The organism is Streptomyces sp. NBC_01261 (assembly GCF_036226385.1).
In the GTDB taxonomy this organism is placed as follows: Bacteria; Actinomycetota; Actinomycetes; order Streptomycetales; family Streptomycetaceae; genus Streptomyces.
The window spans coordinates 1,915,370-1,938,451 of record NZ_CP108463.1 but is presented as its reverse complement, the minus strand read 5'-3'; the positions used below and the strand labels follow the sequence as shown (position 1 = coordinate 1,938,451).

The 23,082-nt window shown below is 69.0% G+C and carries 14 protein-coding genes, 1 tRNA gene and 1 pseudogene; 8 read left to right on the top strand and 8 right to left on the bottom strand.

The annotated features are described in order from the left end of the window. Positions 1 to 71: 71 nt before the first annotated feature. Positions 72 to 145 (top strand) — tRNA-Pro (locus OG226_RS08500). Here OG226_RS08500 and OG226_RS08495 read toward each other — a convergent pair. From OG226_RS08495 to OG226_RS08460, 8 genes and pseudogenes are all read right to left on the bottom strand, one after another. Beyond that, positions 127 to 1,121: pseudogene (locus tag OG226_RS08495) on the bottom strand (ROK family protein). The gene OG226_RS08500 and the pseudogene OG226_RS08495 sit on opposite strands and share 19 nt — an antisense overlap. Before the next feature lie 13 nt (positions 1,122 to 1,134). After that, the gene (locus OG226_RS08490) at positions 1,135 to 1,554 is read right to left on the bottom strand and encodes a hypothetical protein (RefSeq protein WP_329348461.1); all 420 of its coding nucleotides are present in this window, start codon (positions 1,552 to 1,554) and stop codon (positions 1,135 to 1,137) included. Between the two features lie 550 nt (positions 1,555 to 2,104). Beyond that, a complete protein-coding gene (locus OG226_RS08485) occupies positions 2,105 to 3,019 on the bottom strand; it encodes a carbohydrate ABC transporter permease (RefSeq protein WP_329348460.1) in 915 nt (304 codons plus the stop codon). Then, positions 3,016 to 3,948 carry a carbohydrate ABC transporter permease gene (locus OG226_RS08480; RefSeq protein ID WP_329348459.1) on the bottom strand — a complete coding sequence of 311 codons (933 nt, stop codon included), beginning with the start codon at positions 3,946 to 3,948 and terminating at the stop codon, positions 3,016 to 3,018. Before OG226_RS08480 ends, OG226_RS08485 begins: the two co-directional genes overlap by 4 nt. Beyond that, a complete protein-coding gene (locus tag OG226_RS08475; protein WP_329348458.1) occupies positions 3,945 to 5,327 on the bottom strand; it encodes an ABC transporter substrate-binding protein in 1,383 nt (460 codons plus the stop codon). The genes OG226_RS08480 and OG226_RS08475 overlap by 4 nt, the downstream gene beginning before the upstream one ends. A 32-nt stretch (positions 5,328 to 5,359) precedes the next feature. Then, positions 5,360 to 6,457 carry an enolase C-terminal domain-like protein gene (locus OG226_RS08470; protein ID WP_329348457.1) on the bottom strand — a complete coding sequence of 366 codons (1,098 nt, stop codon included), beginning with the start codon at positions 6,455 to 6,457 and terminating at the stop codon, positions 5,360 to 5,362. 82 nt (positions 6,458 to 6,539) lie between these two features. After that, a complete protein-coding gene (locus tag OG226_RS08465) occupies positions 6,540 to 9,749 on the bottom strand; it encodes a discoidin domain-containing protein (RefSeq protein WP_329353340.1) in 3,210 nt (1,069 codons plus the stop codon). A 240-nt stretch (positions 9,750 to 9,989) separates the two neighbouring features. Next, entirely contained in the window at positions 9,990 to 10,757 is a 768-nt protein-coding gene (locus OG226_RS08460) for a FadR/GntR family transcriptional regulator (RefSeq protein WP_328676104.1), read from the bottom strand. A 247-nt stretch (positions 10,758 to 11,004) separates the two neighbouring features. Here OG226_RS08460 and OG226_RS08455 point away from each other — a divergent pair, with 247 nt between their 5' ends. From OG226_RS08455 to OG226_RS08425, 7 genes are all read left to right on the top strand, one after another. Beyond that, complete coding sequence (locus OG226_RS08455; RefSeq protein ID WP_329348456.1) at positions 11,005 to 11,991, top strand: aldo/keto reductase; 987 nt, start codon at positions 11,005 to 11,007, stop codon at positions 11,989 to 11,991. 144 nt (positions 11,992 to 12,135) lie between these two features. Further along, a complete protein-coding gene (locus tag OG226_RS08450) occupies positions 12,136 to 15,237 on the top strand; it encodes a discoidin domain-containing protein (protein ID WP_329348455.1) in 3,102 nt (1,033 codons plus the stop codon). A gap of 253 nt (positions 15,238 to 15,490) precedes the next feature. After that, positions 15,491 to 19,051, top strand: a complete 3,561-nt coding sequence (locus OG226_RS08445; RefSeq protein ID WP_329348454.1) for a choice-of-anchor D domain-containing protein — start codon at positions 15,491 to 15,493, stop codon at positions 19,049 to 19,051. 102 nt (positions 19,052 to 19,153) lie between these two features. Then, positions 19,154 to 21,127, top strand: a complete 1,974-nt coding sequence (locus OG226_RS08440) for a galactose-binding domain-containing protein (protein ID WP_329348453.1) — start codon at positions 19,154 to 19,156, stop codon at positions 21,125 to 21,127. Between the two features lie 133 nt (positions 21,128 to 21,260). Then, positions 21,261 to 21,914, top strand: a complete 654-nt coding sequence (locus tag OG226_RS08435) for a hypothetical protein (protein WP_329348452.1) — start codon at positions 21,261 to 21,263, stop codon at positions 21,912 to 21,914. A 44-nt stretch (positions 21,915 to 21,958) separates the two neighbouring features. Then, positions 21,959 to 22,375: a DUF6153 family protein gene (locus OG226_RS08430; protein WP_329348451.1), complete on the top strand. Its 417-nt coding sequence runs from the start codon at positions 21,959 to 21,961 to the stop codon at positions 22,373 to 22,375. Positions 22,376 to 22,448: 73 nt separating this feature from the next. Next, positions 22,449 to 23,069, top strand: a complete 621-nt coding sequence (locus tag OG226_RS08425; RefSeq protein WP_328676097.1) for a DUF305 domain-containing protein — start codon at positions 22,449 to 22,451, stop codon at positions 23,067 to 23,069. Positions 23,070 to 23,082: the final 13 nt, after the last annotated feature.

Sequence of the window (23,082 nt, the reverse complement as noted above, 5' to 3'; positions counted from 1 at the left end):
GGCTTCGGCGCACCCCGGCGTGGGGTAAAGTGCTGTTCGCGCGATCACACGGTTCTCCGTGGGAAGCGCACCGGGACGTGGCGCAGCTTGGTAGCGCACTTGACTGGGGGTCAAGGGGTCGCAGGTTCAAATCCTGTCGTCCCGACGGTGTGAAGGGTCTTCGCAGGCGAGAGCTTGCGGGGGCCCTTTTCGTATGGGGCGTTTCCCGTCCGCGGGGTTGAGCGCGCCGCCTGCCGCGCGGGCCGCGCCCACCAGTGCGGCGTCCTCCGCGGAGCCGGCGGGTCTGATCGCACGAACTCCGGGCGGCGGCGGATCCGCGTGGGCACCCGGGTCGTCCGGTGTCCAGCCCCCGGCCGCGAGACCGGCGGACACAGCGAGGGCGACGAGGTCCCAGGAGCGGGCCGTGGAGCCTCCGACGACCAGGGCGGTCGCCCCGAAGCCCACCATGCGCGGACCCAGCGCGACGCCCGGTGTCGTGAAGGCGTCGTCCAGGACCCGCCGGGCCCGCTCCTCCCCCCGCGCGGGCTCCACCGGCGATGTCGCTCACGTCGGCGGCGGGGTCGCCGTAGCGGGTGAGGATCGCCCGGCGGGAGACGGTGTCCTCCAGCGGTCGGCCGTCGATCCCGGTGAGGTCCATCCGGCCCTCGGGCGGTAGCCGGGACCGGTGTCGCGGATGCGGCCGTCGGCGAGAAACGCGGAGCCGACACCGGTGCCGAGCGTGATGCCCACGGCACGGCGGTGTCCGCGGACGGTGCTCATGGACCACTCGCCGGTCAGGAAGGCGTGGGCGTCGTTGAGGAACACGATGTCGCCGGGGCGCTGTCGTAGTCCGTGGAGGAGTGCTCGCCGCACGTCCATCCCGTAGAGGCCTCGAACTTGCCCACGCCCCTGAAGAGGGCGACCCCCCGTGCGTGGTCGAACGGTCCGGGCACCGCCACGCCCCACCGCGCGCCAGGAGGTACCGGCAGTCCGTCGGCGCAGTCGCGTACGCGGCCGAGTACGGCTTCGGCGTCGCCGTCCGCGTCGAGAGGCCTGCGCGTACATCTGGTGACGCGGCCGTCGCGCGGGTCGACGAGCGCCGCGGTGACATGGGTGCCGCCGATCTCCAGGACAGGGAGCAACGGACCAGCGCCTTCATGACACGGACCGGGCCGCCGACCGCTGCTCGCAGGGTGCAGCGGCCCACCGCGGCCGGCACGGTGAGCGTCTCCGCGTAGGCCAGTTCGTGCCGGTCTCCGGCCGCCGTGTGCACGGTGACGCCTTCCCCTTCGTCTCCGGTCCGGTGCCGATGAGGATGCCGGCCTCGGGTGCGATCAGTTCGTAACCGAGCGCGGTGTTGGGGGAGTCGGGGTTGAAGCCGAGCTCGCGCTGGGCCCAATGGCCGCCCCAGGGAGTGGAGTTGAAGTACGGGCGGGTGCGGACGGGCCTGTGGGCCAGGGCGGCGTACGTGGCGCGCAGGCCCGCTCCGTCGAGCCATGCCGGGTGGTCGGGGCGCTGCACGTCGAGCCAGGCGTCGAGGTGGGGTGCGAGTGTGTCGCGGTGCCGGTCCGGCATCGGCCAGTCGATGTGGAACAGCCGCCTGAAGTCGGGCTTCTCGCCCGGCAGTCCGAGGTTGGCGTCCGTCTCGCCCGCGCCGGCGGCGGCCTCCGCGTAGGGCTTGGGTACATGGCGTACCAGAGCAGGTCGTGCTCCACGAGGGCGGCGCCGGGGCCGTGGACGAGGAGCAGTGCTGTCTGTGGCGGTGCGGGTACCGGGAGGGTTTCGAAGAGGTCGTCGAGGGGGTTGTCGGCGAGCTTGCGGAAGTACGGGTCGTCGGCGTCTGCCAGGTGTTCGGTACGGCTCCTGACGTGTGCCGGCGGTGCGTAGTGGCTCCGGATGTCGAGCAGGGTGACGGGGGTGCCGCGCTCGGTCAGTTCGTGTGCGAGGCGGTCGGCGAGGAGGGACCAGTCGACGGACGGGGGGCCGTCGATGGCCAACACTGCCGGTCCGGTGGGGAGTTGGGAGGCCACTGCCTGCCATCCGGTGTGGAGGACGGCCTGTTCGGCGGGGGCGTGGCGCGGATCGAGCCGGTACACGGGGTTTCCTTTCGCGGACAGGGCGCCGTTCATTCCTTGCTCGATCCGGCGAGCATCCCGGACACCAGCGTGCGCTGCGAGAAGAGGAAGAGCACCAGCACGGGCAGGATGGCGATGACGATGGCCAGGGCGAGTTCCGGGATGGTGATGTTCAGGCCGGCGCCGGCGACCGGATTGAACGACGGTGTGGAGGTGAGGAGTTGGTTCAGGCCCACCTGGACGGGGAACTGCTCGCTGTTCGGCAGGACGAGGTAGGGCAGGAAGAAGTTGTTCCAGTTGCCCACGAAGCTGAAGAACGCGACCAGTCCGACCACCGGCTTGGCGAGCGGGAGCGCGATGCGCGCGAAGAGCTGCCACTCGGTGCAGCCGTCGATGCGCGCGGCGGACAGCAGGTCCTTGGGGAGGCTGCTCCCGAAGTAGATGTAGACCAGGTACACGCCGAACGGATAGAAGGAGAACGGGAGTATCAACGACCAGACGGTGCCGATGAGATGGAAGCGGTTGAGTTCCAGGAAGATCGGCAGCACCAGGGTGGCCTGCGGCATGATCATGGTGACCAGGGTGATCACGAGGAGCGTCTTGCGTCCCCGGAACTTCGTCAGCGCCAGCGCGTAGCCGGCCGGAACGCTGACGGCCAGCGTCAGGACGAGTGAACCGCCCGAGTAGATGGCCGAGTTGAGCAGCCACCTCGTCATGGCGCCGTCCTGGAAGGCGAACAAGTGCCGCCAGGCCGTGCCTATTTGATGGAACGAACCGAAGGACAGCGGGTTGTCCCGCACCACTTCGCCGGCGGTCTTCGACGGTGCCAGCAGCAGCCAGATCACCGGCAGGACGAAGAACACCAGGAGGAAGGCCAGGAGGAGTCCGACGACCAGGAAGGGGAGGCTCCTTGACGGGCGGACGCGCCGCCTCACGGCTATCAGGAGGAGAGCGGTCTGTGTCATTTCTCGTCCAACGTGAACAGGTTCGAGCGGGCTACCAGGAGACCGGCGGCCAGGAGGCCCACGGCGAGGAGGACGACGGAGACGGCGGCGGCGCCGTTGAAGTCGCCCTGCTGGAAGGCGTAGACGTACGCCAGTTGGTTCGGCGACCAGGTGGGACTCACCCTGCCGAGGCTGGCGGTCTGGAGGAGCTGGGGCTCCACGAACAGCTGGGTGCCGGTCGCGAAGGCCATGATCGCCATGTAGACGATCCACTGCCTGATCATCGGGATCTGGATGTGCCAGGCGGTGCGCCACGGGCCCGCGCCGTCCATGCGGGCCGCTTCCAGCACCTCGTCGGGGATGTTGTTCAACGCCCCGTACATCACGACCATCCAGCCTCCGGCACCGGTCCAGAAGGCGATCAGCATGAGGATCAGCGGCAGGTTGCCGGGCGCCAGGACGGCGGCGAACGTCTTGAAGCCCAGGGCGTTGAGCAGCCGCGACACCGGACTCACGTCGGGGTCCAGCATGAACAGCCAGACCAGCACGCTCGCCACTCCGGCGAGGGCGCCGGGGATGTAGTAGAGGAAGCGGAAGAGCGCCGAGGTGCCCGGACGCACGCGGCTGCGCAGGATCACGGCGGTCAGCACTACCACGACGACGAGCGTCACCAGCCACATGACCAGATAGATCAGCATGTGGGTGAAGGCCGGGGCGAAGCGGTAGTCCTGGACGACCTTCGTGAACTGGTTGAGCCCGGTGAACTGGCCCCGGTCGTTGGTGAGGGACAGGTAGAACGCGTACCCGGTGGGGAAGACGCCGAACGCGAGCAGCAGCAGCGCGTAGCCCGCGACGAAGAAGTAGCCCGCGCGACCGCGGCCCCTGCGCCGTGGCGTGGTGCCACGGCGCAGGGGGGAGACGGTGACGCGCTCGGTCTCCAGCAGGGTCACTGACCGACCACCTTGTAGCCCTGGGTCTTTGCCTCGCCGGCGATCTCCTGCTGCCAGGCCGGCAGTGTCTCGGTCAGGCTCTTTCCGGCGGTCAGCGCCGGGAGTACGACGCTGGACCATGCGGTGGAGTCCGAGAACCTGGTGTTCGACCAGCCGGTCCACACCTCGTTCGCGGCCTGCTCGAACGCCCCGCTCACATCATTGGCGAAGTAGTCCTTGTTGGCCGGGTTGGCCAGCCACGCCTTCGCGGCCTGCGTGTACGCCGGGTAGGTGGGCGCGGTCGCCTGGTTCGCGTCGGAGGTGGTCAGCCAAGTCACCAGGTCCGAGGACGCCTTGAGGTTGGCGCTGTGCGAGGAGACCATCCACACACCGCCGCCGACGTTGCCCGTGGCCGCCGCGCTCTCCCCCTTCCAGGTCAGCGGGGGCGCCGCGGCGATCTGCTTGGCCGGAGTCTTGAAGCCGGCCTTGAAGAGGTACTGGCCGTACCAGGAAGGGCCGTAGGCCATCAGGACCTTGCCGCCGCTGTTCTTGGCGAAGCCCTGGCTGAAGAAGCCCTGGGTGGCGACGGCCTTGGCGCTGATCAGGTGGTCCAGCAGGGTCGCCATCCGGGTGCACTTCGGGTCCTGGAGGTCGGTGCGCAGGGTGTCCGGCTTCGTCAGGCTGAACGCCGGGCACTGGCCCGACCAGAAGTACGACTCATGGGAGTTGGTGTCACCGACCGAGCCGACGAGGTAGCCGGGGTGCTCCTTGGCGACCTTCGTGCCGAGGGCCTCGTAGTCCTCCCATGTGGTGGGGACCCGGTAACCCCACTTGTCCATGAGGGACTTGTTGTACCAGAGGACGACCTGCGCGATGTCGTTGCGCATGCAGTAGGTGTGGCCGTCGAACTGACAGGGCGTCAGGGAGCCCTTGGCGAAGCCGTCCAGGGTGTTCTGCGGTACGAGCTTCTCGTCCAGGGGCGCGGCGAACGGCCGCGCGCCGGGCTTGGTGGCCTCCGACGCCCAGGTCACGTCGGTCGGCGTGCCGAACACCACGTCCGGCCAGCCGCTGCCGGTGCGGTCGAACAGCTGCACCTTCGACTGGAGGTACGTCGATCCGTCGGCGCCGCCGTCGTACGTGACGATCTTCATCTTCACGTCCGGGTGAGACTTCTGGTACGCCTGCACCGACGGCAGCCGGGTCGAGTCGGCCCACACCGTGATCTGTGAACTCGCCTTCTGCGCAACCGGCTTGAACGCCGACTGCTGGGAGGCGGAAGGGGTGGTGTCGGCGCTGGCGCAGCCGGCCAGGGCGGCCACGGTGGCCAGGGACAGCGTGACGGCCGCCGCGCGGAGCAGCGAGTGACGCCGACCGGTTCTCCGAGATCGGGAAGACTCCATCGTCTTGCCTTGCCTTTCTGTTCTCGCGCCGCTCAGCGCGGTTGCTCGACGAACGGCAGGAGTTGGCTGCCGTAGCCGAAATCGAGGGGGAGGGCGATGCCGGGCCCCGTGGGGGCGTGCACCAGGCCCTGGTCGTCCACGTGGCGCTCTCGGACGACGTTCACCGAGGTCACCAGGGACTCGTAGTAGGTGGTGTTGGAGATGGCCATGCACAGGTGGTGGTTGGGGATGTCCGAACCGTGCACCTCTGCGCGCAGCCGGTAGGCGTCGGCGAGATGCGCGGTGCGCATGGCGCCGGTGACACCGCCCCGGAGGGTGGTGCCGGCCCGGACACCGAAGGTGGCGGCACCGGAGCGGATGAAGTCCGCCGCGTTCATGTGGGCACCGTCGGAGGTCTCGGCCACCAGCAGCGGTACGTCCACGACCTCGGCCAGCTTCTGGTACGCGGAGATGCTGAACTCCCGCATCGGCTCCTCGTACCAGAGGTAGTCGGCCTCGGAGAGCGCCCGCCCCAGCCGGATCGCGTCGGGCAGGTCGAAGCCCGCCGAACCGTCGTACATCAGCGGGACGTCGGGACCGACGTGCTCGCGCAGGGCCAGGCACAGTTCCGCGTCACGGCGGGCATCGCCCCACGCGTGCAGCTTGATGCCTCGATAGCCCAGCTCCAGGCACTGGTCCGCCACGTCGAGGAACTCCGCGATGCCGGCGAACGTCGAGGTGGAGGCGTAGGCGGGGATGGCGTCCCGGAATCCGCCGAGCAGGCGCCAGACCGGTTCGCCGTGGTAGCGGCCGGCCAGGTCCCACAGGGCGATGTCGATCAACCCCAGGGCGGGGAGCGGGAGTTCGTGGATACGGTCCAGCTCCCACACCCGGTGCCACAGCCACTCCCGCTGGAACGGGTCGGCTCCGACCAGCTCCGCGCGGAAGACCCGGTCCACCAGGTCCCGCAGCATGGAGTGGGCGCCGGGACGGGCGAACACCGCCACGCCCTCGGCCCCGTCGTCGGTCCCGATGTGCAGGACCGCGCCGTCGCCCACCGGAGCGCTGCCGCTCAGCCCGTCGCGCCAGCGGAAGGGCGGACTGGCTGCCGGAACATCGATCCGGTGCACTTCGACATGGGTGATCTTCATCCTGGCTTTCGTCTTCTGTAGGGAGAAAGGTTTCGGCTGGGACGCGGAGTATCCGGAATCGGAGTACTCCGCGTCGGAGTGCTCAGAAACCGCCGTACGCCTGGAGCGCGTAGAGGCTGCCGCCGTTGCCGCTGGAACCGGTGACGGTCAGGCGCAGGAAGCGTGCGATGACGGGGGTGTCGGCGAAGGCGTAGTCGGTCCGCGCGGTGGTACTCCCGGCCGTGTGGTCCTCGAACGTCGACCAGTTCTGGCCGTCGGTGGAGTACTCCAGGCGGTACTTGTAGCCGCTGGGCAACTCGAAGGTGGTGACCACCGCGGAGACGGCGGTGTCCTTGCCGAGGTCGACCTGGAGCCAGGACGGGTCGGGCAGTCCCAGGCCCTGCGCCCAGCGGGTCGACGGATCGCCGTCGACCGCCTTCGCCGGGGCGTGGCCCTCCGACTCGGAGGACGCGGTCGCCGTCCTGTTCAGGGCCAGGTCGTTGTCGGCCGGCGTGGTGACGGCCGCTGCCTTGCTGGGGGCGGAGGCGTTCAGCGCCTCGTCGCGTGCCACGACGGTGAAGGAGTACGACGTGTCGGCGGTGAGGCCGGAGACCCGCAGGGTCGTGGCGTCGGTGACACCGATCCGCTTGCCGTCCTGGTAGACGACGTAGCTGGTGACGCCGGTGTCATCGGTGGCCGCGGGCCAGCCGACATCGACCAGGCTGGGCAGCAGCGGTTTGACCGTGGGCTGTCCGGGGGCGGTCGGGGCCGTGTGGTCCGCGACGGTTCCGGGGGTGCCGTAGACCTGGAAGTCGTAGATGCTGCCGCCGTTCCAGCTGGAGCCGGTGACGGTCAGCCGTACGAAGCGGCCCGCGACCGGGGTGTCCGTGTGGGCGTAGTCGGTCGCCGCCGTGGTGTTCGCGGCGGTGCGGTCCGCGAGGGTCTTCCAGTGGACCTCGTCGGGGGAGACCTCGATGCGGTACTTGTAGCCGCCGGCCTTCTCGAAGGTCGTGATCGCGCCGTTCACGTCGTACGACGCTCCGAGGTCGACCTGGATCCAGGACGGGTCGGGCAGGCCAAGGCCCTGGGCCCAGCGGGTGGAGAGGTCTCCGTCGACCGCCTTCTCCGGGGTGTTGGCCTCCGAGTACGACGAGGCGGTGATGGGCTTCTTGAGGGCGAGGTCGGAGCCGGACGGCATGGTGACCTTGAGCGCCTGGCTGGGCGGGGACTCGTTGCCGGCGGCGTCACGGGCGGTGACCTTGAAGGCGTACGTCTTGCCGGCGGTCAGGCCCGGGAGGCGCACCGAGGTCTTGCCGGTGGCGCTGACCAGCTTGCCGTCACGGTAGACGGAATAGCCCGTGACCGCGGTGTCGTCGGTGGACGCGGGCCAGGTGAGGTCCGCGATCGTCGGGAAGTCGGTGACCGCGCTCGGCGTGCCGGGCCTGCCGGGCGCCTGGTGGTCGGGGACGGCGGGGTCCGGGTCGAGGTGGCGGTAACTCGCTTGCAGGCCCGCGTTGTCGACGATGGAAGCGGGCAACTGGGCGCAGGAGTCCACCGTGGTGTTGCCGGTGATGGTGCTGTCCGTGCTGTTGGCCTGGGTGGAGTAGGCGGGCTGGGTGGTGAAGTTGCCGGTGGCGTCGATGTCCATGCCGTGGTTGAGGAACAGCCACTGGTAGGCGACGTCGCACAGGGCGTTGCCGGTGTTCGTCCAGTACCGGCTGCCCTCGTCGTGGTAGATCGCGCCGTAGGCGGGCGGCGGCGTGCCGTGGATGTAGTTGCCGGACACCACCCCGCCGGGGTCGGAGCTCAGCGTGTAGATGGCGCCGCCGTCGGCCTGCGACTTCATGATGTCGGAGATCTCGTTGTCCGTGACCTTGGTGTCGCGGCTGGTCGTGGGGGTGTCCCAGATCGGAACGCCCAGATTCCCCGGGTAGTTGGTGTCGCCGCCCTGGTCGGTGAGGCCCCAGCCCCAGCCGACGGATATGCCGGTGTAGGGCAGGTCGTAGACCTTGTTGTGGGTGATGGTGGTGTGGTCGGTGTAGCCGGTCAGGATGCCGACGGAGCCGTTGTACTGGTCGGCGACCTTGGTGACCACGTTGTTGGCGACCTGGGTGTCCTTGGTGATGTCCCGCGGGTCGTCGGGGTGGGCGTCGATCACGTCGACCCCGCCGATCTGGATGCCGGTGGCGGCGATCTGGCGGAAGACGTTGCCCGTGATGTCGGTGCCCTGGGTACCGGTGTTCAAGTTCAGCCCGACCGCGCCGAGATGGGTGAAGGTGTTGCCCTCGAAGCCGATGTCGTGGCCGTAGCCGACATTGACCGCGCCGGGCGTCTTCTGCCACTTCAGGCGGGTCGCGTCGAAGGTCGGGTCGTTGCCGACCATCCGGAAACCGGCCTGGCCCTCGATGAGGCCCTCGGAGGAACTGGGCGCGAGCCAGGTGGAGTTGGAGAAGGTGATGCCCCGGAAGGACACGTCGCTCACCGGAGCGTTCCTGGTGCCGTCGAGGTCCACCAGATCCTGCACCAGCGGCACGGTGACGTTCGCGGTGGCCAGGTTCTGGCCGGACTTGGGCATGTAGTAGATCTCGCCCGCGCCCTTGTCCAGGTACCACTCACCGGGGGTGTCCAGCAGCTCGCGGGCGTTCTCCAGCCAGGTCGGGTTCTGGATCTCCTGGCCCTGCTGGAGATGCGCGTTGTGCCAACAGGGCTGCTGCATCGTCATCTTGTTGTCGGCGATCGACTGCACGGGGCAGCGCATCAGCTTCCAGCCCCAGGAGCTGACGACCTCCAGGTCCGAGGGACGCTTGTACGCGTTGAGGGCTGAGTCGGTGAAGGCGTAGCCGGTGGACGTCTGGCTGAACCCGGCGGGGTTCTTGCCGCTGCGCGCCCGGGTCTCCAACTCGCCGTCCACATACAGCTGTCGGGTGTCGATGTCACCCACCTTGGCCTTGTAGACCTTCCCCGCCGAGTCGGCCGGGGTCCAGCCGGTGACCTGCCTGCCCCCGCTGATCACCGGGTGCGCGCCGGGCGCGGCCTCGTAGAAGATCCGGTGTCCGTCGCGGCCGGAGTCCCGGGCGGTCAGGGCGAACGTACGGCTGAGTTGGTAGGTGCCGGACATGAGCCGGACATGGATGTCGCCCTTGGCCTTCCGCTTGACGTCGCGTACGTGGTCCCGCGCGTGGTCGAGGGTCTTGAAGGGGTGTGCGGCGGTACCGGAGCCCGCGTCCCGGCCGGTCGGGGAGACATAGACATCGAGGTCCGATGACCTGGGAGCCGCGTGGGCCGGCACGGCGTTCAGCAGGGCGGCCACCACGGCTGCCGAGCAGACGGCCGTGAAACTTCTTCGCAGCGGCACGGAGGCGCCCCTGCGCGCAGACGGATGAGACACACCTATCCAATCGCCTGAGAGAGGTTGATACCTGCAAGTCCCGGTCGTCCACCGGGACTTCAGGGCGTCGGGCGACCCGATCGCCGTGCTGCGGCACATGCGGGGTCGGCCGGATCTACGGGGTTGCCGCCTCCGCGGACGGCGGTGGAGCCCCGGTGCTGACACTTACTGAGAGGGCCCCGGAGGTCCCTCGGGGGCCGCGTGAGCGTCGGTACTGAACAGCCGGTCGCGGATCTTGCTCTCGAACTGACTCTGGGTGGTACCGATGTGTTCCACCATCAACCGCTCGGCGAGATCGGCCGCCCCCGCGGCGACCGCCTCCGCTATGGCCACATGCTGGTGTGCGGCAACTTCCAGCGATCCGGGCACGTCACCGTGGAAGAGCAGCACGTCGGACTGGGACGCCAGGCGGCGCACGCCGGCGACGCTCGCCCGCAGGAACACGTTGTGCGAGGCGGCGCCCACCGAGTCGTGGAAGGCCGCGTCCGCCTTGGCGAAGGTGTCCACATCGTTCATCGTGGCCGCCGTCAGGGAACTCTCCGCGCTCTCCCGGATGGCCCGGACCTCGATCGGGGTCGCGTGGGAGGCGGCACGGCGTGCTGTCTCCGACTCGATCACCTTGCGGTAGTCCAGGAGCATGCGGACGTCTTCCATGCTGGTCGGCCGGAAGTGCGAGAGTTCGTCGTCCAGCAGTCCGCCGACCGAGGCGGCGACGAAGATGCCGGCGCCCCGCCGCACCGTGAGCCGGCCGATGGCCGCCAGCACCTTCACGGCCTCGCGGGTGACGTTGCGGGACGCTCCCAGGATCTGGGCCAGGCCCTGCTCCGTGGGGAGGCGGTCGCCGGGTCGCAGGTTCTGCTGGGCGATGTACTCCAGCAGTTGTTCCGCGACCAGTTCGTACCCCGGACGGTAGGCCGGTGTTGAGTCACCCAAGGCGAACCCCTCTTGCGTCACGAATGAATCAGGTTCATTTTCCGTGGCCAATATGGCACTGGCGTTGCGAGTTGGGAAGAGATCGGACGGATCTCGGTATGCGACCCTGCAAAAATGCTGACGAAGGCTAGTGAACTACGCATATCTGCCAAGGTGTTGCGTGAAATGGATCCCATCCTTAAGGTCCTGCCTGCCAGATGAAGCAGATCCTTCTCTATGCGGCGCGGGCCGTGGAAGCGGGAATCCCGTGAGGGCACGCCCACTCGGTCGTACGAGCGTCCAGGTCGGCACGCTGGGATTCGGTGCCGCCCCCATCGGCAATCTCCACAGCCCGATCGGCGACTCCCAGGTGCGGGCCACCCTCGACGCCGCCTGGGACGCGGGGGTGCGCTACTACGACACCGCCCCGCACTACGGCCTCGGACTGTCGGAACGGCGGCTCGGCGACGCCCTCGCGCACCGCCCGCGGGCGGAGTTCACCGTCTCCACCAAGGTCGGCCGGCTGCTGGAACCCCACCCGGCACCCACCGGTTCCGACCTGAAGGCAGGCGGCTTCGCCGTACCCGACACACTGGTCCGCCGCCCCGACTACTCACGGGACGGCGTGCTGCGAAGCCTCGAAGGCAGCCTGGAACGCCTGCGGTTGGACCATGTGGACATCGTCTACGTCCATGATCCCGACGATCACCTGGACGCTGCCCTTGCCCATGCGCTGCCGGCGTTGACCGCGCTGCGCGACCAGGGTGTCATCGGCGCCGTCGGTGTCGGCGCGAACACGGTCGCCCCGCTGCTGCGCGTCGTCGCGGAGGCGGAGGTCGACGCCGTGATGGTGGCCGGGCGGTGGTCTCTCCTCGACCGTACCGCCCGCCCCTTGCTGGACGCGTGCGCCGAACGTGGGGTCGCCGTGGTGGCCGCCGCCCCGTTCAACTCCGGCCTGCTCAGCCGTCCTTACCCACCTAGTGACGCCACCTTCGACTACGGCCCCGCCTCGGATTCGGCACTGCGTCGGGCTCGGCTTCTCGCCGAGGTGGCAGGTCGACACGGCACCGAACTCCCGCAAGCCGCCCTGCGGTTCCCGCTGCGCGACCCCGGCGTGGCCTGCGTGGTCGCGGGTTTCCGCACCCCGGAGGAGGTCGTGTCCGCTGCCCGCTGGGTGGCCACCGAACTGACCGAGGAAGCGTGGCTGGACCTCGACACGGCAGCCGTGCGGACGGTGGACGCCCCGCCCGCGTAACGTCAGTGAGTTGCGTACTTATGCAAGAAACTTGCAGTGACTTGCGTATTTAATTCTTTACTTCGTCGGAATCTAGCGGGCTCGATGGGGTCTCTGTACGGTCGGGGCGCCGGTCTCCCCCCCCACTCCGTGAAGGAGCCTCACATGCTGACGATCCTCAGACCCCGGCGACTGGCGGTGGCTGCCGTCGCCGCGGTCGGTGCGCTGTGCGTGTCCGCCTTACCGGTCGCCGCCACACAGCAGGCGCCGCAGACCAAGTCCGTGGCGAGCGCGGCGGTGGGTGCGACGACGCCGTTCTCGGTCTATGAGGCCGAGGGGGGAACTCCCGGCGGCGGCGCGGCCGTTCGGTCGCTGACCTCGGCGCCGACGACGCAGTACTCCAGCGCGGTCCTGGAGGCGTCCGGCCATTCCTATGTGCACTTGGGCGACACGGGCCAGTCGGTGCAGTGGACGAACACCACCGGGCAGCCGATCTCCTTCCTCAACGTCCGTGCCAGCATTCCTGATTCGGCCTCCGGCGGTGGTCTTACCGGCACGCTGGACCTGTACGTCAACGGAGTGTTCCGGCAGGCGCTGAACCTCAACTCCCGGCAGACCTGGGTGTACGAGGGCAACGGCAACTACAACACGAGCGACGACCAGAACCCGGCCGACGGTGACCCGAGGGTCTTCTGGGACGAGTCGCACGCCTTCGTCACCGGGGCCCCGATTCCGGCGGGTGCCACGTTCTCGCTGCGGAAGGACGCCGACAACAGCGCGTCCTTCTACGACGTGGACTCCGTCGACGTGGAGAACCCGCCGGCCCCGCGGACCCAGCCCGCGAACTCGATCTCGATCACGAGCTGCGGCGCGGTGGCGGACAACACCCCGACCAACGGCGCGGCCGACAGCCAGGCCGTGGACAGCCGGGCCGCCATCCAGACCTGCGTCGACCAGGCCGAGCAACAGGGCAAGATCCTCTGGATCCCGCAGGGCACCTTCTACGTGAAGGGCACCGCGGGACTGGACGCACAGGGGATCACCATCGCGGGCGCGGGCCTCTGGTACAGCACGGTCTACCGCGACGTACCCGTCCCCAACTCCACCCCGCTGGCAGCCCTGTTCGACCTGACGTCCTGCACGGTGCGCGACTTCCACATCGACGCCGACGCCGTCAGCCGGAGCGCCATCGGCGGGGACGGCGGCGCGATGGACACCACCGGCACCGACTGGGTGGCCGACGGCATCTGGACCCAGCACACCATGTCCGGCTTCTGGGCCTCCGGCACCGGCGGAACGGTGAGGAACAGCAGGCTGACGTCGATCTGGGCCGACGGGATCAACGTCAACAACGTGTCCCTGGGCGCGGACACCGGGAACGACCTGACGGTCACGAACAACTTCGTACGCGGCACCGGGGACGACGCGATCGCCATCAACTCGGTCGCCTACAACACCAACGGCGACGGTTCCCAGACCCACTACAACCCGATGACCGATGTCACCGTCAGCGGCAACACCTCGATCGCCCCCTGGGGCGGCAAGGGCATCGGGATCTACGGAGGCAGCGGCCACCAGGTCAGGGACAACTACGTCAGCGACACGGCCCGTTACATCGGTCTGGGCGCAGGCCGCTTCGGCGTCAACGGCAGCGACCTGCTGTCCGCGACCGTGACCGGCAACACCGTGGTCCGCTCCGGCGGCAACGCCTACAGCCAGGGCCAACCCGCCCTGCACATCGGCAACGGCGGCGACGGACAGAACACCGGGACCGTCGACAAGGTCACCGTGACCGGCAACACCGTCACGGATTCCCTCTACGACGGCATCGCCTTCTCCACCTCGACCAACACCCTGCTCCAGGACAACACGGTCGACGCCCCCGGCCGCAACGGCATCGCGATCTCGCCGCCGTTCTACCCCGCCCCCACCGGCTCCGCGACGATAACCGGCAACACGGTCACGGGACTTGGCTCCGGCACCTCGGCCTTCGTCAACAACTCCACCGGATTCGTCGCCACGTCGAGCGACAACCACTGGCCGCCTCCCGCTCCCGAGGGTCCCTACGGGGGCACCCCGGCCGCCGTGCCTGGAACGGTCCAAGCGGAGGACTACGACACCGGCGGTCAGGGCGTCGGATACAACGTCACCTCCGTCAACGGCAACGCCAACTCCTACCGGGCCGACGGCGTCGACCTGGACAACACCTCGGACACCGGCGGCGGTTACAACCTGGGTTGGACCGGTCCAGAACAGTGGTTCCGCTACACAGTCGACGTCGCCACCGCCGGCACCTACACCCTCGACCTCCGCGTCGCGGCCCCGTCCGCGGTGCCCGGCGCGCTGCACCTGTCGGACGCCTCCGGCGCGAACCTCACCGGAGCCGTCGACCTGCCCGCCACCGGCGACTGGCAGACCTGGGGCACCGCTACCACGCACGTGACCCTCCCTGCGGGCCGGCAGGTTCTGACCCTCGACCAGGACAGCGGCGGCTGGAACATCAACTCCCTTTCCCTCACGGCGAGTAGCGGCTCGCCGTCGGCCGTCCTGACCGCGTCCCCGGGATCACTGACCTTCGCCGACCAGACGGTGAACTCGACCAGCGCCGCGCAGACCGTCACCGTCACCAACTCCGGTACCGGCACTGCCGCGTTGACCGGAGTCACCGCCGGCGGTGACTTCGCCCAGACCGACACGTGCGGCAACTCCCTTGCCGCCGGGGCGAGTTGCATGGTCTCCGTCACCTTCACCCCCACCGCCTCCGGCACCCGAACCGGCACCCTCACCCTGACCGGCAACCAGTCCAACAGTCCCACCACGGTGAGCCTTTCGGGCACCGGCACTGACACCGCCGGGACGAATCTCGCCGCCGGCAAGCCCACCGGCGAGTCCAGCCACACCGACGTGTACCCGTCGTCGAAGGTGACGGACAGCAACCAGAACTCCTACTGGGAAAGTGCCAACAACGCGTTCCCGCAGTGGGTCCAGGTCGACCTCGGCTCGGCCCGGAGCGCTTCCCGCGTGGTCCTGCAACTGCCCGCCTCCTGGGGTGCCCGCACCCAGACCCTGACCCTCGGCGGGAGCACCGACGGCACCACCTTCACCACCCTGAAGGCCTCGGCCGCCCACACCTTCGACCCGGGCACCAGGAACACCGTGACGCTCACCTTCCCCGCGGCCATCGAGCGCTACTTCCGCGTCACCGTCACCGCCAACACCGGTTGGCCCGCGGGCCAGTTGTCCGAGTTCCAGGTCTGGAACGCCTGACCCCGCCCGCCTCCTGACCCCACCCTCCCCACGGTGCCGCCGGACATCCCGTCCGGCGGCACCTTCGTGTGTCCGGACACCTGAGATCTTGCGGGATACAAATTTGTTTGTTGCAAAGCCCTGTCGAGATATTGCGTGATCATGTCAACGATATTACGGTCCCCCATGCATCGTCACCGACCCCCCATCTCCCCTCCCTCTCTGGTGGCACCAGCGCGACAGTTCCGGCATTTCATTACGTAAGGAGTGGCACGTGTTCCATTCCATCCGAGACCTGAGACGAGCCCTCGTCTGGGTGGTCAGCACCGTGATGCTGGCCGCCGTGGGCGTGTTCGCTCTGGCTGTCCCACCCGCCGCGGCGGCGTCCACCGCCACCGGCGGCAGCGGCGCGAGCCTGCCCTACGTCGAGGTGCAGGCGGAGAACTCCGCCACCAACGGCTCGGCCATCGGCCCGAGTTACACCGCGGGCCAGCTGGCCGACGAGGCGTCGTACCGCAAGGCGACGACACTCCAGGGCACCGGCCAGTACGTCACGTTCACCACGCCCGTTGCGACCAACTCGATCAACTTCCGCTACAGCATCCCCGATACCTCGGGCGGCTCGGTCTACACCGCCGCGCTGTCGCTGTACGTCAACGGCGTCAAGCAGCCCGACTTCACCCTGACCAACGCCTACAGCTGGTACTACGGCAGCTACCCCTTCACCAACACCCCGGGCAGCAACCCGCACCACTTCTTCGACGAGGCCCACCGCCTGTTCACCACCACCTATCCGGCGGGCACGACCTTCAAGCTCCAGGTCGACGCGGGGGACACCGCCTCCTCGTACACGATCGACTTCGCCGACTTCGAGCAGGTCGGCGCCGCCCTGGCCGCCCCCTCGGGTGCGGTGTCGGTGACCAGCAAGGGCGCCGACGCGACCGGCGTGGCCGACGCGACCAGCGCGTTCAACGCCGCGATCAGCTCGGCGGGCCCCGGCGGCACCGTGTGGATCCCGCCGGGCACCTTCAACATCCCCGGCCACATCAGCGTCAACAACGTCACGATCGCCGGCGCCGGCATGTGGTACTCGACCGTCACCGGCACGGCCCCCGGCTTCTACGGCAACTCCGCGCCCAACGCGAGCACCGGCGTACGCCTGCAGAACTTCGCCATCTTCGGCAATGTGCAGGAACGCGACGACAGCGCCCAGGTCAACGGCATCGGCGGCGCGCTGAGCGACTCGACCGTCTCCAACCTGTGGATCGACCACATGAAGGTCGGCGCCTGGATGGACGGGCCGATGGACGGCCTGGTCTTCACCGGCATGCGCATCCGTGACACGACCGCGGACGGCATCAACTTCCACGGCGGCGTCACCAACTCGAAGGTGACCAACAGCGACATCCGCAACACCGGCGACGACGGCATCGCCACCTGGGCCGACTCCGGCATCGGCGCCGACGCCAACGACACGATCTCCAACAACACCGTGTCCCTGCAGATCCTCGCCAACGCCATCGCGATCTACGGCGGCCACGACAACACCGTCAGCGGCAACCGGGTCGTGGACACCGGCATCGCCCAGGGCGGCGGCATCCACGTGGGGCAGCGCTTCACGTCGACGCCGGTCGGCACGACCACGATCTCCGACAACACCATGGTCCGGGCCGGCAGCCTCGACCCGAACTGGCAGTTCGGCGTAGGGGCGTTGTGGTTCGACGGAAGCCAGGGCGCGATCACCGGCCCCATCAACGTGACCAACGCACTGATCCAGCAGAGCCCTTACGAAGCGGTCCAGTGGGTCGAGGGCACCATCAGCGGGGTCAACCTCAACAACGTGACCATCGCCGGCACCGGCACCTTCGCCCTCCAGGAACAGACCGGCGGCGCCGCCAAGTTCACCAACGTCACGGCCACCGGCGTCGGTTACTCGAACCCGGTCTACAACTGCTCGGGCGGCAACTTCGTCATCACCGACGGTGGCGGCAACTCCGGCATCAGCGGCACGCCGTACTGCGGCGGCTGGCCCGCTCCGGTCTACCCGCCCTACCCGTCGGAGGGCGTGACGGCCACCCCCGGAGCGCTCAACTTCGGTTCGGTGGCGACCGGTTCGACGAGCACGGCGCAGACCGTGACGGTCTCCAACCCGACCAACGCCGCCGCGTCCGTCTCCTCGATCTCCACCAGCGGCGACTACGCCCAGACCAACACCTGCGGTTCGTCCATCGCGGCGAACGGCTCGTGCACCGTCAGTGTGAGGTTCGCGCCGACGGCGACCGGCAGTCGTAGCGGATCTCTGACCGTCAACGCGGGCGGGACCACCAACACGGTCAGCCTCTCCGGTACCGGCACCGCGCCGGGCCCGGTGCTGAACACCGACCCGGGGAGCCTGTCCTTCCCCGCCACGGTGGTCGGCTCGTCGGCCACCGCGCAGACGGTGACGGTGACCAACTCGGGCACCGCGTCGGCGACCGTCTCCGCCGTCGCGGCGACCGGCGACTTCAGCCAGACCAACAACTGCTCCACCCTCGCGGTCGGCGCCTCCTGCACGGTCACCGTCGGATTCAAGCCCACCACGGGCGGAGCGCGCACGGGCAGCCTGACCGTCACCAGCAACGCCAACAACAGCCCAACTGTCGTATCCCTGACCGGCAGTGGCATCGACAGCACCACCAACATCGCCGCCGGGCGCCCGGCGGCGGCGAGTTCGAGCGACAGTCCCTACGTCGCCTCGAACCTCACCGACACGGACGCCTCGACGTACTGGGAGGGCACGCTCGGTTCGTTCCCGCAGTGGGCGCAGGTCGACCTCGGCCAGAACTACGGCGTCGGCAAGGTCGTGCTCAAACTCCCGCCGGCGACCGCGTGGTCGGCCCGTACGCAGACCCTGTCGGTGCAGGGATCGACGGACGGCTCCAGCTTCTCCACGCTCAAGGCCTCGGCCGGATACACCTTCGACCCAAGCGCCAACGGCAACACGGTGACCATCACGTTCAGCTCGGCCACCGCGAGATACGTACGGGTCAACATCACCGCCAACACGGGCTGGAACGCAGCCCAGTTGTCCGACTTCGAGGTGTTCCCGAGCAGCGGCGGCTCCTCACCGGCGACCCTGTCGGCCGACCCGACGTCGTTGTCGTACGCCACTCAGGCGCTCAACACCGCGAGCAGCGCGAAGACGGTCACGGTGACCAACTCCGGTACGGCGGCGGCGACCGTCTCCGGTGTCACCGTCACGGGCGACTTCGCGCAGACCAACACCTGCGGTTCGTCGATCGCGGCGGGCGCCTCCTGCACGGTGAGCGTCACGTTCACGCCCACCGCGTCCGGCACCCGCACCGGTGATCTCAGCATCGCCAGCAACGCGTCGAACGGCACGACCACGGTCGCGCTGACCGGAGTCGGCGCCGGCACGGTGAGCAGGAACCTGGCGGCCGGCGCGGCCACCACCGAGTCCAGCCACACCGACGTCTACGCGTCCTCGAACGTCACGGACGGCAACCAGGGCACCTACTGGGAGAGCGCCAACAACGCCTTCCCGCAGTGGGTCCAGGTGGACCTCGGTTCGGCACAGAGCGCGAACCGGGTCGTCCTCCAGCTCCCCGCCGCCTGGGGCGCCCGCAACCAGACGCTGTCCCTGTCGGGCAGCACCGACGGCTCCTCCTTCAGCACCGTCAAGTCGTCGGCGACGTACGCCTTCGATCCCACCACCAACAACACGGTCACCCTCACGTTCAGCGCGACCACCCAGCGGTACCTCCGCGTGAACATCACGGCGAACAACGGTTGGCCGGCGGGTCAGATCTCGGAGTTCCAGGTCTGGAACACCTGATCCGACCCGAAGGTGCCGCCGAGCGCGAGCGTGAGCGCGCTCGGCGGCACCGCCCACCGAAGCGGAGCAAGCAGACGTCAACAGGAGTCCGGAGGAGTCCAGATGGGTGTCACACGCAGAGTCTTCTTGAGAGCCGCGATCGCGACCACGGCCGTAGGAACGGTGGGAGCGGCCGAGACCGTACTCGCCCCAGCCGCGTCGGCGGCCAGCGCGCCGGGCGACGTCGTCGGCAGGATCACCGTCGGCTACCAGGGCTGGTTCGCCTGCACCGGTGACGGCGCGCCCATCAACGGCTGGTGGCACTGGACCCAGAACTGGAGCCAGCCCCCGTCCCCGACCAACACCGGCATCAGCTGCTGGCCCGACGTGCGGGAGTACACCAACACCTACCAGACGTCCTACGCGGCCCTCGGCAACGGCCGGCCGGCCAAGCTGTTCTCCTCCTACGACCAGCAGACGGTCAACACCCACTTCCTGTGGATGCAGCAGAACAACATCGACACGGCAGCCCTGCAACGCTTCAACCCCACCGGTGGCGAGGGCCCCACCCGCGACGCCATGGCGACCAAGGTGCGCGCCGCCGCCGAGTCGTACGGGCGGAAGTTCTACATCATGTACGACGTCTCCAACTGGACGAACATGCGGTCCGAGATCAAGACGGACTGGACGAACAAGATGTCCGCGCACACGGCGAGTTCGGCCTACGCGAAGCAGAACGGCAAGCCGGTCGTCTGCGTCTGGGGCTTCGGCTTCAACGACCCCAACCACCCCTTCACCCCCGACGCCTGCCTCGACGTCGTCAACTGGTTCAAGAACCAGGGCTGTTACGTCATCGGAGGCGTCCCGCGCGAATGGCGGACGGGCACCGGGGGCTCGCAGCCCGGCTTCCTGGGCGTCTACCACGCCTTCAACATGATCTCGCCGTGGATGGTCGGCGCCATCGGCAACGTGACCGAGGCCGACAACGCCTACACCACGTACACCGTCCCCGACCAGGCCGACTGCAACGCCAACGGCATCGACTTCCAGCCCTGCGTCCTGCCCGGCGACGTCTCCGGCAGGCAGCGCGCGCACGGCGACTTCATGTGGCGGCAGTTCTACAACATGGTGCGGGCGGGGGTGCAGGGCATCTACATCTCCATGTTCGATGAATTCAACGAGGGCAACCAGATCGCCAAGACCGCCGAGACCCAGGCCTGGGTGCCCACCAACTCCGGGTTCCTCGCCCTCGACGAGGACGGCACCGCCTGCTCCTCCGACTACTACCTGCGCCTGACCGGCGACGGCGGTCGCATGCTCAAGGGGCAGCTCGCGCTGACCCCGACCCGCCCCACCCAGCCGGTCGTTCCGAACGGCGGCGACACCACCCCGCCCGCCGCGCCGGGCGGCCTGACCGTCACCGGGCACACCAGCGACTCCGTCTCGCTGAGCTGGAACACGGCCACCGACAACGTCGGCGTGAGCGGCTACCGCGTCCTGCGGGTCTCCGGCTCGACCAGCACCCAGGTCGGCACCACCGGCTCAACCTCCTTCACCGTCACCGGACTTGGCGCGTCCACCGCCTACACCTTCGATGTCGTCGCCTACGACGCGGCGGGCAACGTCTCCCAGCCCTCCGGCCAGGTCGCCGTCACGACCGACCCGCCGTCCGGCACCACCAACCTGGCGCTCCACCAACCGACTTCGGAGAGCAGCCACACCCAGACGTACGGCTCGGGCAACGCGACCGACGGCGACGCCAACACCTACTGGGAGTCCGCCAACAACGCCTTCCCGCAGTGGATCCAGGTCGATCTGGGCGCCGCGACCGCCGTCAAACGGATCGTCCTGAAACTTCCCCCGGCCACCGCCTGGGCCACCCGCACCCAGACGATCTCCGTGCAGGGCGGCACGGACGCCGGCACCGCCACCCAGCTGCTCGCCTCGGCGGGCTGCACCTTCGACCCGGCGACCGGCAACACCGCGACCCTCACGCTCCCCTCCACCGTCACCACCCGCTACGTACGGCTCGACATCACCGCGAACAACGGCTGGCCGGCCGGGCAGGTCTCGGAGTTCCAGGTCTTCGGCGCCTGACCCCCTCACGTCCGACGGAGGGTGTTGCCAGGACCACCCCCGATCCGGTCCTCAGGCCCAGGGACCGGGAGCGTCGCCGACGGCAGGATTCAAGGCGTACCGAATCCACCGCACGGAACCTCCGGGGGACCCCATGAACGAAATGTCGGCCAGGCGTCTGGCGGGCGGTGCGGGCATCGCCGCCGCCGTCGCCCTCATCGTCGAAGTGCCCCTGTACTTCGTCTACTCGGGCCCGCCGCCGGACGCCAACGTGCTGGCCCGGCTGCTGATCGGGATCGTCGCGCTGGCGTTCCTGCTCGTGTTCGTGACCGCGTTCCGCGAACTGGTGAAGCGGGTGAACCCCGAGTACGAGTGGGCCGGTTCGATGGCCTTCACGGCGGGGCTGGTGTACACGACGATCACGCTGGTCTCCAGCGGACTGGAGGCCGGCGCGGTCATCGCCGCCGACCACCCCATCGACCCGACGATCGACGTCAGCGGCACCTACATCCTCTACGGGTCGATCTCCCGGCTCATGCTGGCGTTCTTCCTGACCGCGGTGGGCTTCGCCGTCTCCCGCACGCGACTGCTGCCACGCTGGACCGCCAGGTCGGCCTACGTCCTGGCCGGGATCAACCTCGCCTTCGTGCCGTCCCTGTTCTTCGGGAACACGCCCGCGCACTTCTACGCGGCGAACGGCTGGGGCACCACCGCCCTGATGGGCGCGATCCTCAGCTACTGGCTGCTGGCCCTGGGCATCTCCACCTACCGCAGCGCGAAGGCACCCGCGGCGGGGGCGCTCACCTAGGTGTCCGGTGCGGGCCGGATACCCAGGGTGGGTATGGTGGCTCCATGGCCCGTCCCGAGCAGCCCGTAGGACCGCACCCTCGCGTGCGGTCCTACGGGCTGCTCGTGGCCGCCCTGCTGTTCGGCCTGCTCGGGATGCACGGGCTCGGGCCCGTTCCCATGGCCGAGCCCGCTCAGGGGCACACCATGGCGGTGACGACCGTGGCGACGGGCGAGACGGCGTCGACGCCGGACGCCTGCGATCACGACGCGGGGGACTGCGGCGGCAGCCACATGGAACACGCCGACGCGACCTGCGCCTCCGCGTCCGTCGCCGGTGCCCCGGCCGTCATTCCGGTGCTGCAACCCGATGTGGCGGCCTGCGCCGAGGCGCCGGACAGTCGTACGTCCGGGACGGGCAGCGGTCCCGACGGGGGCCGGGCCCCGCCCTCCCTCGCCGAACTCCAACTCCTGCGGATCTAGAGCGGCCCGCGCGACACGTCACCGTGCGCGCATCGGTATGCCCTGAACGGATCCACACACCAGGAGTTCCCCCATGACCGCACAGCGCAGGTTCGTCCGTCGTACCGTTCTCGCCGTCACCGCCTCGGTGGCCGCCCTCACGCTCGCCGCGTGCGGCAGCGACGACGACGGCAAGGCGAGCGGCGGGACCGCGTCCGCCACCGCGACCGGTGGCCACAACGCCGCGGACGTCTCCTTCTCGAAGGACATGATCCAGCACCACCGCCAAGCCGTGGAGATGGCCGGACTGGCCGCCGGCCACGCCTCCTCGGCGCAGGTCAAGAGCCTCGCCACGAAGATCGAGGGGGCCCAGGCCCCGGAGATCAGGACCATGTCCGGCTGGCTCACCTCGTGGGGCGAGCAGGTGCCCCAGGACATGTCCGGCATGGACTCCGGCATGAACCACGACATGTCGTCCGCCACGCCCGGCATGATGAGCGACGCCGACATGGGCAAACTGGAGAAGGCCTCCGGCGCCGACTTCGACACCATGTTCCTCACCATGATGGTCGAGCACCACGAGGGCGCCGTCGACATGGCCAAGACCGAGAAGGCGGACGGGAGTTACGCCCCCGCCACCGAGCTGGCGGCCGACGTGATCACGGCTCAGAGCGCCGAGATCGAGCAGATGGACAAGATGCTCGGCAAGAGCTGACAGCACCGCTGAG

Coding starts and splice junctions, on each gene's coding strand:
- OG226_RS08485 (WP_329348460.1), bottom strand. CDS start 3,019: ATGACACAGACCGCTCTCCTCCTGATAGCCGTGAGGCGGCGCGTCCGC.
- OG226_RS08475 (WP_329348458.1), bottom strand. CDS start 5,327: ATGGAGTCTTCCCGATCTCGGAGAACCGGTCGGCGTCACTCGCTGCTC.
- OG226_RS08490 (WP_329348461.1), bottom strand. CDS start 1,554: ATGCCGGACCGGCACCGCGACACACTCGCACCCCACCTCGACGCCTGG.
- OG226_RS08435 (WP_329348452.1), top strand. CDS start 21,261: ATGAACGAAATGTCGGCCAGGCGTCTGGCGGGCGGTGCGGGCATCGCC.
- OG226_RS08470 (WP_329348457.1), bottom strand. CDS start 6,457: ATGAAGATCACCCATGTCGAAGTGCACCGGATCGATGTTCCGGCAGCC.
- OG226_RS08440 (WP_329348453.1), top strand. CDS start 19,154: ATGGGTGTCACACGCAGAGTCTTCTTGAGAGCCGCGATCGCGACCACG.
- OG226_RS08450 (WP_329348455.1), top strand. CDS start 12,136: ATGCTGACGATCCTCAGACCCCGGCGACTGGCGGTGGCTGCCGTCGCC.
- OG226_RS08425 (WP_328676097.1), top strand. CDS start 22,449: ATGACCGCACAGCGCAGGTTCGTCCGTCGTACCGTTCTCGCCGTCACC.
- OG226_RS08430 (WP_329348451.1), top strand. CDS start 21,959: ATGGCCCGTCCCGAGCAGCCCGTAGGACCGCACCCTCGCGTGCGGTCC.